Here is an 11,529-nt window from a genome sequence, read left to right as displayed (position 1 = left end):
TCTCCGGATGAAGAGGTTTTAAACAATTCGTCTCAGGATGACGTGATTGAGGAGAGTAGTAGTGAAGAAATCGAACCTGTTCCAATGGCGCAGTCGAATTCCACAATCCATCTTGCAATAGGCCGTCCTGCCTACTACGGCTACGATACCGACAAAAAAACACAATGGTTTGCGGCATTGCTTCATGAATATCTTCACTTTAAAATAAGCGCAGCTCCTTCACTGTGCCTTATAGATCCCGGGGATATAAGTGCCCAGATCCCCCGTTACTGGGATTATTCCCGTCGTGTTTCAAAGCGGGCACTCATCGAAGCCGCTCAGACGGTGAGTGGGACTCATCTTGTGTATATCGAATATGAGCCCACCGGAGAAACCATGGTCAAACTTGATATAAAGATGTTTCCTGTACAAAAAGGGCAATCTGAAGAAAACGCCATTCAAACAGTCGACCTGGACAACATTAATGCGGGCATGGATGCTTGTGTTGACAGCATTCTGGCCATACTCGAAATTCCATCCGCAGATCGTGAAAATCAGCTCCGCATATCCGGCATACTGGGATCAAAAGCAAAAAGCTCACGGGCCCTTGGCAAAAACCTTATTGCTGCAGGCGAAAGTGGAAAAAGCACGCTGAATGAAATTGCCGAGCAGTGCACAAAGATAGCGGCAGATGATCCCGATATGGCGCTTGCACTTTATTCGGCAAGCAATTTGTATGCACGGGCTGATAATTTCAAAGAAACGCTGGAGCCTCTCAACCGTCTTATCGGCAAATTTGATGATGCCCACCCGCGACTTCATATCAAAGCATCTGCTTATTACAGAAAAAGCAAGCGACCCGAAAAAGCATCTGCAATTATCAACACTGTTCCTTCCGAAGGGGCGATAAAGCAGGATGTCTTGTATGAAAAGGGAATGACACTCGAAGCAATGAAAAATATCGAATCGGCCCGGTCGTCATTTACCGACCTGCTGGCTCTAAACAATTCCCATGTCAAGGCATATATCGCTCTGGCACGGTTGAGTGTACGGGAAGGTACGATAAAACAGGCTGATGAATTTGTTAAATACGTATCCGGGCTTTCGGGAAAATCTGAATGCGAAATATATCTTCGAATCGGAAAGGATCTCGAAGCTGAAAAGTCCCACCAGTCTGCAATTCTCGCGTATTCCAGTTGCGTGGCATTATGGGCCGATTATGTTGACGGGTGGCTGGCACTGAGTGAAATTCAGGAAAAGACCGGAAAAATGAATGAGGCTGCGGCAAGTTATCTGAAACTTTTTGAGCTTGACCGGGCCGCCTATCGTGACAAAGCATTGCAGGCAGCCCGTCTCTTTGAAAAGAGCGGCAACAGAGATATGGCGATTGAGGTCTATCAGGATATTCGTACGTGGCGATCCGGCGATCCTGAGGCCAGCATAGCGCTTGCCGGGTATGCATTCGAAAGCGATGATTGCGAAAGAACACTCGAACTGCTGAGTGTTCTGAATCAGCCCTGGAGCACCTCCGAGAATGTGCAATCCATGACGGATCATTGCATGGCCATAAAGCAGGCTGAGCAGGAAAAAGCCTATGCACAAAGGGATATTTCTCTCGGGCTCAACGAAACAAATACCGAAAAACGATCGGGTTTCAGCAATTTTGTCAATATCACGACGGGAATCCTTGCTGTCGGAGCATTTGCCGGCGGGCTGGCGACAAATATGCTGATTGATGAACCCTACGATGAATATCAAAAAGCCGGTGAGGGTGACATAGATCGCCTTCACGAGGAGCTTGAACAATTGACAATGGTACGGAACGTTTTGTATGCGGTTGCCGGTGTGTCGGCAACCGGCCTTGCGTTTAATGTCACCATTCCGATTATGCGCAGGTAAACTTTTTGTGGTGGAGAATACATGACAAAGGACAAATTGATACGAATTATGGCAGTCTTTACGGTAGCCCTGCTGGTCGGCGGCTGCACGAAAGTAGAATTTGACAACCCGCTCGACAGTCGCGGTACCAATTATCAAAACGGCGATCAGAATGTTACCAGTCAGGATGAAACCGCGCCCGAACTGACACTGAGCAGCAAAGATACCATTGAAGTCCCCATCGGAGCATCATTTACCGACCCTGGTGCAACCGCGACCGATGAGACTGACGGTGATCTTACTCATGAAGTCATCCGGAATGGTGCGGTGGATACGCAGACCGAAGGCGTTTATACTCTCACCTATACGGTTTTCGACAAAGCAGGCAACCAGGCAACCCGTTCCCGGACGGTCATTGTTGCCGATTTTCCCGATACCCAGGCGCCGACCCTGACGCTCAACGGCTCGAATACGATTACCGTTTATAAAGGCGGCGTTTACTATGAATTCGGTGCACGGGCTGTTGATGACGTCGATGGTGACATTTCGGATTCAATCGATATTGCCGGATCGGTCAATACCGACATTTTAGGCGCCTACGAAATCACTTACTCGGTGCAGGATGCTGCCGGAAACAAGACGAGTAAATCAAGAACCGTCTCAGTTGTTGATGCACCCCTGACCGATACCATCGCACCGGTCATTACGCTGACCGGCGATAATCCATACACGATCGCACTCAATTCATCCTTTGATGATCCCGGCGCTACGGCTCTCGATGATATTGACGGCGAACTCACCTCCGAAATTATCACAACCGATTCGGTCGTTACTTCTCGGGTCGGCACCTATGTGGTGACCTATTCGGTCAGTGATGCCGCGGGAAACAAAACAGTGAAAAACCGGACGGTCATTGTTGAAGACAAACCGGTGGGTCTGGATACGGTCCCGCCCACTATCACCTTAAAGGGCGACAATCCGCTGGAGATCTATACGGGCGATTCCTATAATGATCCCGGTGCAACAGCCGGTGACAATATCGACGGCGCCATTACTTCACGGATAGTAATCACCGGCTCGGTGGATACTTCAACCGCAGGCGCCTATACGATAACCTACAGTGTCAGCGATAATGCGGGTAATTCGATTTCGATTGAACGGATGGTTGAAGTCAAAGCAAGGCCTTCGAACACCGACACGGTCGCCCCGGTCATTACCCTGAATGGCGATAATCCGGCAACAATACTCAAAGACGATTCCTGGTCCGACCCCGGTGCTACGGCAGTAGACAATGTCGATGGCGATATTTCATCGGGCATAGAAATCACCGGCTCGGTGGATACCTCAGTGATCGGCACCTATCTCCTCTCCTATTCGGCAACAGATGCCGCAGGGAATACGTCATCGGCAACACGAACGGTGGAAGTGACAAAGGATACCAGCGGAAGCGGTACCAGCGACAATCTTCTGGAGAAATACGGGGTGCCGTCCCAATCGCCTCTGCCCAGTATTGAAGCCACACTCCCTTCAATTACTGTCGAAGGCAATGGTCCATCACTTGCAACAGTGGCGAATTTAAAGATTAACTGGCAATCCGGAGAATACGGCGGACTTTATGAGCTTGCAGTCAATACCACCAACGGCAATCCGAGCTGGTATGTGCCACTCCATGGAAGGGTAACTCAGACGTTCAATTCACCCGGTGCGCATTTTTCTCTTGTCGGGTCGGGAGTCGATGGTCTTGATGGTGAATACTATGTTACCATGGACGGCGAAAGCCTGGTCTGGGTGGCTACCGACGGCAGTTTTGCATTTGTTTTCGCACCGTAGGAGAAACAAGAGCCCAAAAATAAAAGCGGGCTCAGGCAAGCGCTCAGGAGTTATAAACACGCGTAACCCCGCCCGGCAGTGCTCCGGCGGGGCCACTGTACCGGATCGGTGTATCGCTCTGGCGAATCCCGCCGGTTTTGTATTGCAGCACAGGCTAAACGCTTAAATAGCTTTGCTCTTTAAGCAAAAGCATCACCTTGTTCGTTAATAGAAAGAATACGAAAATGATACCCTTCATCAGCACCTGTATTTTTTTGTTTTCTCTTTTTGCCTTTGCTGCAGAGCCGGTCGATGTTCAATTCGATATAGCCGCAAAGAAACCTGTTCTTAATCCCTCCCGTCTTACCGGCACCTGCCTTCCCATATGGAATTCCAACCATTTGTACGAAGAAATCAAACACGGTATGGAAACAGCCCGGTTCTCTTTGTTTCGTTTTCCCAACGGCTCCATGTCCAATGATTATCACTGGAACGGAAGCGGTGAATACGACAGCATCGGCGTCTGGATCTCCGATACCGGCGAATACACCCCCGGATTCGTGGTCCACACAAAGCACCGGGGAACCTCGAAATACCATTATGGTTTTGAAGGGTCATCACATATCACCGACGGTGACACTGCTACAATGTGGTGGAGCGATCCTTATGTCACCCAAACCAGTCCATGGTTCTACCTTCAACTGGACAAATCATATGAGATCGATTCGATTGTTGTTGTCTGGGGAGAGCGCCATGGAGTCGATTTTGCGATCGACGTCTGGTCCGGCACCGGGACCTTCTATCCGGGACCGCATCAGACCAACGGCAACATGTGGAAAACGGTAAAGGAAGTGACCGGCAATACCGATACGGTGTTCGCCTGCTCTCTCGATACCGGACGGCGCACGAGCTATCTCCGGATACAATCATCCTTGAGTGCCTCGGGTGCAAAGGATATTCAGGTCAGGGAAGTCTATCTTTACAGCGGGGGCGAACAGATCTCGAATAATATCAAAAGCTACCGGAAGGAATCCGGCGATCAGACAAAAGTTATTGCCCTCTCGGCTCATCCTGCGAATATTATGCGCGAAGATTTTGCCGGTGGATGGGTTGACTGGGATTTTGAATCGTTCATGGACTATGTTGAAAGTTTCGAGTATGGCGCCATACCGGTCATTTGTGTCAATTACAGCACCGGCACCCCGCAGGAGGCTGCCCGATGGGTTCGGTATGCCAATAAAGTCAAGGACTATGATATTCGCTACTGGCAGGTGGGTAATGAGATGGATGGCGACTGGGAAGAAGGTGGTCCGGTAACCGCCGCGATGTATGCCGAAAAGTTTATCGCATTCAGCAAAGCCATGAAAGCGGTCGATCCGACCATAAAAGTTTTCGGCCCGGTTTTAGCCGGCGCGGATTTCAACCGACAGGCAAGCGGCGATTTCAATCTCAAGTCATGGATGCATACTTTTCTGGAATATGTGGGAGCAATCGAAAAAACCGATGGCGTTTCGTATTGCGATGGCGTCGATTTTCACTGTTACCCCTACTGGTTTTCATCACGGCCAAACGAGTCATCGATGCTCGAAAAATCCGATTATGTTTATGAAAAGAGCGACACGCTTTTAGACATGATCGATGCGTATCTTCTGCAGCCCGAAAGCACGCTGGTGTTCATGAGTGAATACAACATGTCGGTACAGATGGCAGGTATTCTCATGGAACCGGTCAATACGGTATGTCTGGCCAATATGTTCGGCGGGTTTGTCGAAAAATTCGGCTACCGGGGAATGACCGTGATCTGGGATTCCTACGAAGGCGGCGGCTCGGGGCCTGACGGCACCCATGGAAGTCTCAGCCTGTTCAATCCTGTCGGCGAGACAGTCTATTCATCATTTACTCACGCCCCCTCGGCTGCCTGGTGGTCGAGTTATATGAGCAACGCGCTCTGGATCGGCAGCGATTTCGGTCAGGCGCCGGTACTCGGAAATTACGAGCGCAACAGCGGTCTCCGGGCCTACGGAATACACACTGCAGACCAGTTCCGGACTCTTTTGTGCAACACCGGCAACGATACGCTTGCAGTAACTATATCGATTGAAGGAACCAACTATACCTCAGCAGACTGGTATCAATGGAATGAGGAGCTGTTTTCTTGGAACGGCATTGACAAAAGAGCCTATGCCGCACCCAATTGCGGACCGGTTTCCAGACGGATAAGCCTCGATTCGATTCAGGCGGTAATGCTTCCTCCGGTATCCGTTGCGGTTGTCGCATACCATAACGGTATTTCATCGGATACAAAGCCCGATATAGTGCATCTGGGTTCGGAGCCCGGACGTCTACGGAGTGGTGATTCATTGAAAGTATGGGGGACGGCAACCGGGAACAGTTCGGTTGTTACCCGAATCGGCTACAGTGTCGACTCGAAGGATTCCTTTTCTGCGCTGGTTTCGGTTGACGGCGGCTTTGACGGTCCCTCGGAAAGCTTTATGTTCGCATTGGCTCCGGATCTCTTTGCAAAGGGTGAGCATGTGCTCTATGTACAGGCGATGACGGAATCTGGAGAATCAACGATCGACAGTCTCCCCTTTTCCGTTTCCGGCCGCTTGCGTCCAGTCCTTCTTATTGACAATTTCCAGGACAGCAATCTGGTCAGCAGTCTTCCGGATGCAGCCAGATGGCGTTCCTATGCTCACGGCAAGAATGAATCATCAATAGCACTTTCCATCGACCGTCGATCCGGCGACAACCTGAGCCTCAGGGCAGATTTTACAGTTGTGCAGCCTGCGGATCTGGGATATTCCAACTTTGCGAAATTAAACCTCCCGCTCGACACACTTTTCATGGATACAATGCAACCGACAATCACCGGTATGCGGTTCGATTATGCATCGAGCCATTCGGGGGGCGCAGAATCATTTTTCCTTCATGTCAACAGCACGAAAGTAACCGACTACGATGAGTTCAATATGCCTCTCGACAACACGGGCGGTATGTGGAAAACCATGACTTTTGCCTGGCAGGATTTAAGTCAGTACGGATGGGGCGAGGCCGTGGCAAGCATTGGGCCGGGTGATATTTACGACCTCGAATTCAGGGCTGTGGGAGAAGGAGACGGGTTCCTTGCGATCGACAATGTCGTCTTTCTCAGCGATTCGGGCGACTCGATCATCATGCCCCTGAAAGCGAATGGTGTTTTGCATCGTCGTCAGGGGCTGTTCCACCGTCGTTTTCCCAACGGAGCGCTGGAATTCACCTGGATAAACACCGACAATGCCCGTCCACGGATAGAGATTTTCGATATGCTGGGCACATGCATTCACAACTCCGGAAAGCTCGAACCCGGTCAGGCACGGTATGTCTGGGATAAAAAAAACGGTCTGGCTTCCGGCATGTACGCGTGCAGAATTACTCTCGGAAACAAACACACCACACTCTTGCTGCTTCATGGCGGCGCACGATAAAAAAGAAAGGGATACCGATTTGAAATTTCGCAACATGGCAAACATTCTTTTCTGTGGAATTATGTCTCTCGCCCCTGTTCTGCAGGGAGCGGGGAAACTCTCGGTAGAAGAGTATCAGAAAGCACACTGGATGACCACCCGCATGTACGGCGGTCAGCGCTCGGGCGATGGCCCGAACTGGCTGATCATGGATCATGGTGCGGGGGTCGATTTCACCGAAGATGCCGACGGAAGCTACAGCCTTGCAGGCGGGTGGCATGACTGCGGCGATCATGTGAAGTTCGGTCAAACCGAGTTCTACAGCGCCTATGTACTGCTGAAAGCATATGCCGAGTTTCCGGAAGGATTCGGTGATTATTACTCGTTTGACTATCACGGCTATCAGTCATCGGGTGATTTCTCCTGGGAAGGCGGCAGGGGCAGTCCCAACGGTATTCCTGATATTCTCGATGAGGTCAAGTATGCCACCGATTATTTCATCAGGTGCGCACGTGACAATTCGACATTCTATTACCAGGTTGGTGAAGGCGCCAAGGATCATAAGAAATGGGTGACCTCTGTCAATATGGCAACACTCTCTTCCAGTGACGGCGGTCAGCCGCGGACTGTGTATAAAAATCCCGGTGGGGCATCCATGGCTTCCTTCTGCGGTGCAACCCTTGCCCTGATGGCCAGGGTGTATAAAAAATATAACTCCCCGTATGCGGATCAATGCCTCCGGCATGCGCTTCACGCTTACGAATATGCAAAAGCCCATCCGGGAACAGTGGGCGCCGGTGACGGCAGCTTTTATACCGCAAACGCGCGGTGGGAAGATGATTTCGTTATCATGACCACCGAGCTGTACTGGACTACCGGCGAGCAGCAGTACCTCGACGATGCCATCGGTAAATCGGGTTCGGTTAACGATCATAACTGGTCACTTTGCTACGCCAATAACGATGATCTCGCTGTTTACAACCTGGCAAAGATCGGCGTTGCCGGAAAGAAAAACCTTCTCAATCAGATAGTCAACCGGTATAAATCGAATGTCACCGCTGAGGGCGTCGGCGCAACCGGAGCATCATGGGGCATTCTCAGGTACAGCGCCGGCCAGGCATTCGCCTGCGCACTCAACGACAAACTGCAAGAGAACAGCGATATCGATAATTTCATCTATGCAACGATCGACTATATCCTCGGCGAAAACGCTGCCGGACAATCCTTTGTGGTCGGGTTCGGCAATAAATCTCCGCAGCATCCTCACCACCGGAATGTCTTTCTCAACGACAACAATGTTTCCGACGGAGCTAAAAATTCGCTCACGATCCCCGATCGTAACAAACAGTTCGGCTTGATGGTTGGCGGTACGCTGGATGCATCATCATTTGTCGATGATATCAATCAGTACAGCTACACCGAAGGCGGTATCGATTACAATTCCGGGCTGGTGGGCGCACTGGGATACATTATCTCGAAACTTGCGCCGGTTGACACCGGCGAAAGTGCGGTTGTGCTCGATGGTTCTTACCCCGAATCTCGGGAAAACGGATTATCTTTTCGTATCAGGAATAATCAGTGCTTGCGGGCGTTCTCGATCAACGGTAAAATGGTACCAGCCATATACAAAAACATTCACGGGCTCCCGTCAACCCCGATAATCCTTCTGCCTGATGGAATGAAAAAAGGGATCAGGAAAATGCACATCAGCAACCACTGATTATGCGAATTCATTTGCCATCAGCACAAAACACACCGGAAGCACATCTTCCGGGGTGAGCAGATTGCCTTGCAGCCGGTTGGAATAATAGCATTTAAATAGAAGCATATGGAAGGGCATTCCATGCCCTTAAACCCTGGTAGGAAAATGCTTGATTATATGCTATGCCGGCAGACCGGCATAGGAAGAAATTGTGCCCCATGTTTTTGCTTGTAAATAGCCTCTGCGACAGGACAGGGTTTTCTTTCTTCTAACTCGGAGAGGTTGCATTTTTGAGGTTTTTCGTTGTTATTTGTTTGCTTTCAGTGAGTTAAACGTGGTCCGAACCCGTTCGAACCGTTCGAAACCCCATCTAATGCGTTTGCAATTCTCACTTGAGCGTTAATATTTGATGCTGAGCGTACAAATTCGATGCTGAGCGTACATTATTCTTTTTGCATTTTGCTCGAAAAGATAATCCGGGTCGGGCCTACGCAACTCATTTTAATTCAACAGCTCGCAAGAAATCACGGAAATATTCACACTATGTTCCCATAAGAATATATCCGGCACTTTGAGGTTACTGTAAATGAAGGGTATGGGTTGCAGACTATGTGGAGTTATGCACAAGTTTTTTTATGCTGAATGGTAGAGAGAATATATTATAGCCGGCGGGAAAGCAAAAGAACATGAAAAAACATTTTATTTCATTTTTTATCATAAGCACCTCTATAATTTCTGCTAAATCTAAGTGCCCTCTTGATCTAAATATTAATGATTATGATAGTATTCCAATTTCATTCGAATATATTTATCATTCAAGGAGGGTTTTTCTCTTGTTTTTTCTACAGACATACCGGCTCTTGTATATTAATTCTTTTGTGATATATATAAATGGTATTGGTAATTTCTTCTTTCTTTTTGCTACTTTTTCTTTCTTCTTTGTGGATAAGTGTTGAAATGTTGATAACTCTGTATAAAATAATAGCATTCAAAAAACCCATGCATTCCTGGACAGTGATAAAGCATATTAAGCTTGGCGTGAAGAGGAGGCTCGGCTCTTGGGTCCTGAACCCGTCTCGTAGTTTCTCCCTTCCGGCCAGACTAAGATCGGTTAGAAACTTGGTCCGAGAGACCGCATTACACAAGGGTGATTTTGCCTGTCCATTTTTTTACGCCGTTGACTGGTACTGTTTTACTTCATTCAAGGAGTGCGCATGACAGATTATTTCATGGGGTGCGACGTCAGCAAAGGATATGCGGACTTTGTAATCCTGGACAAACAAAAACGAATCGTCGAGGCGCCGTTTCAACTCGACGATACATTTGAAGGGCATGGTGCTTTGTCCGAATTTCTGAGTAGTTTTTTCCGGCGCCATAAAGGTGCAACGATCAATTTTGGTGTAGAGAGTACCGGTGGATATGAAAACAACTGGTACAGTCTTTTGGTAAGACTTCATGAGGTATATCCTTTGAAGGTTGCCCGGCTTAATCCGTTGGGGGTCAAAAAACATCATGAGGCTACCATGAAAAGCAACATTACCGATCCGATTGCAGCTCACAACATCGCCTCGTATATGATCTCTTATCCCGAAAAAGTGTGCTATAATGAGGATATGGCTTTTCAGAGCATGCGAAGACAATGGAATACAACACAGTTGCTCGTAAAACAGCGCTCTCAACTTCTGAACAATCTGGAATCTCTTATGTATTTGTCGCATCCAGAACTTATCCGTTACTGTAAGCATGGAGTTCCTCAATGGGTATTTGAGGTTCTGAGCGCTTATCCCACAGCCAGCAAGCTTGCTAATGCCCGGATAAAAAAACTGACGAGCATTCCATCGGTGACAATTGCCAAAGCCCAGACAATTATCGAAGAAACAAAAAAATCCGTTGCCTCGCATATCGATGAAACAAGTGAGTTTATGGTGCGAGAAACGGTGATTCAGATAAAGAATCTTACAGAATCGATAGAAAGACACAAACATCATTTGGAAAAAACTTGTAACTTGCCAGAGGTTGATTTGCTCAGCAGTTTTACGGGAATAGGTACTTATTCCGCATTGGGTTTGCTGATATATATAGTCTCGGTCGCACGCTTCCCAACCGTGAAGCATCTTGTTTCCTATTTTGGACTGAATCCGGCTTATAAACAAAGTGGCGATGGAAGCTGGGGCTATCACATCAGCAAGCAAGGTCATGCTCGGCCGCGGGCAGTTCTTTTCATGGTTTCATTTTCGGCAACTCAGTATAATCCTGTTATAAAAGAGCTGTATAATCGATGCATTGATAGCGGTATGCCTCGAATGGCAGCGCTTGGTGTCTGTATGCATAAAATCTTGCGAATTATCTATGGAATGCTTAAAACCAATAAGCCGTTTGATCCTGTGGTTGATGAAAAAAACAGAAAGATTAAGAGGATATCTACAAGCAAAAAGAAGGAGGACAAGCACCGGCGCTATCAGAGCAGGGACGAAAAAGCACCTATATCCAGGAGACAGACAAAAACAAGGAGAGAAAAGGAGAGAAAGGAGCCCCAAGTGAACGGTGTTCACAAGAGCGGGGTCATTCCTTCTCTCACGCATATTAAAAGTAATATTTGTACAGATCATGCGCAAATCAATGCCATGCCGCAGAGTGTCGGGGAGATACTCGCACAGGCAATGGCGGCGGTTGTTGAAAAAAAATGAAAAAACATTTGATTTTTACCTTAGAAAC

5 protein-coding genes are annotated in these 11,529 nt (G+C 48.4%); all 5 read left to right on the top strand.

What is annotated here, in order from left to right; translation table 11 throughout:
* Positions 1–42: 42 nt before the first annotated feature.
* The 5 genes from GF401_11770 (at position 43) to GF401_11750 (ending at position 11,501) form a co-directional block, all read left to right on the top strand.
* Positions 43–1,878, top strand: a complete 1,836-nt coding sequence (locus tag GF401_11770; protein ID MBD3345729.1) for a hypothetical protein — start codon at positions 43–45, stop codon at positions 1,876–1,878.
* Between the two features lie 21 nt (positions 1,879–1,899).
* Positions 1,900–3,687 carry a DUF5011 domain-containing protein gene (locus tag GF401_11765; GenBank protein MBD3345728.1) on the top strand — a complete coding sequence of 596 codons (1,788 nt, stop codon included), beginning with the start codon at positions 1,900–1,902 and terminating at the stop codon, positions 3,685–3,687.
* 224 nt (positions 3,688–3,911) lie between these two features.
* Positions 3,912–7,133 (top strand): hypothetical protein, encoded by a 3,222-nt coding sequence (locus tag GF401_11760; GenBank protein ID MBD3345727.1) that lies wholly within the window; start codon positions 3,912–3,914, stop codon positions 7,131–7,133.
* Complete coding sequence (locus GF401_11755) at positions 7,027–8,832, top strand: hypothetical protein (GenBank protein ID MBD3345726.1); 1,806 nt, start codon at positions 7,027–7,029, stop codon at positions 8,830–8,832. The genes GF401_11760 and GF401_11755 overlap by 107 nt, the downstream gene beginning before the upstream one ends.
* A gap of 1,196 nt (positions 8,833–10,028) precedes the next feature.
* A complete protein-coding gene (locus GF401_11750) occupies positions 10,029–11,501 on the top strand; it encodes an IS110 family transposase (protein ID MBD3345725.1) in 1,473 nt (490 codons plus the stop codon).
* Positions 11,502–11,529: the final 28 nt, after the last annotated feature.

Source organism: Chitinivibrionales bacterium (assembly GCA_014728215.1).
GTDB lineage: Bacteria > Fibrobacterota > Chitinivibrionia > Chitinivibrionales > WJKA01 > WJKA01.
Note: the sequence above shows the minus strand (reverse complement) of the source record. Positions and strands in the feature narration are given on the sequence as shown.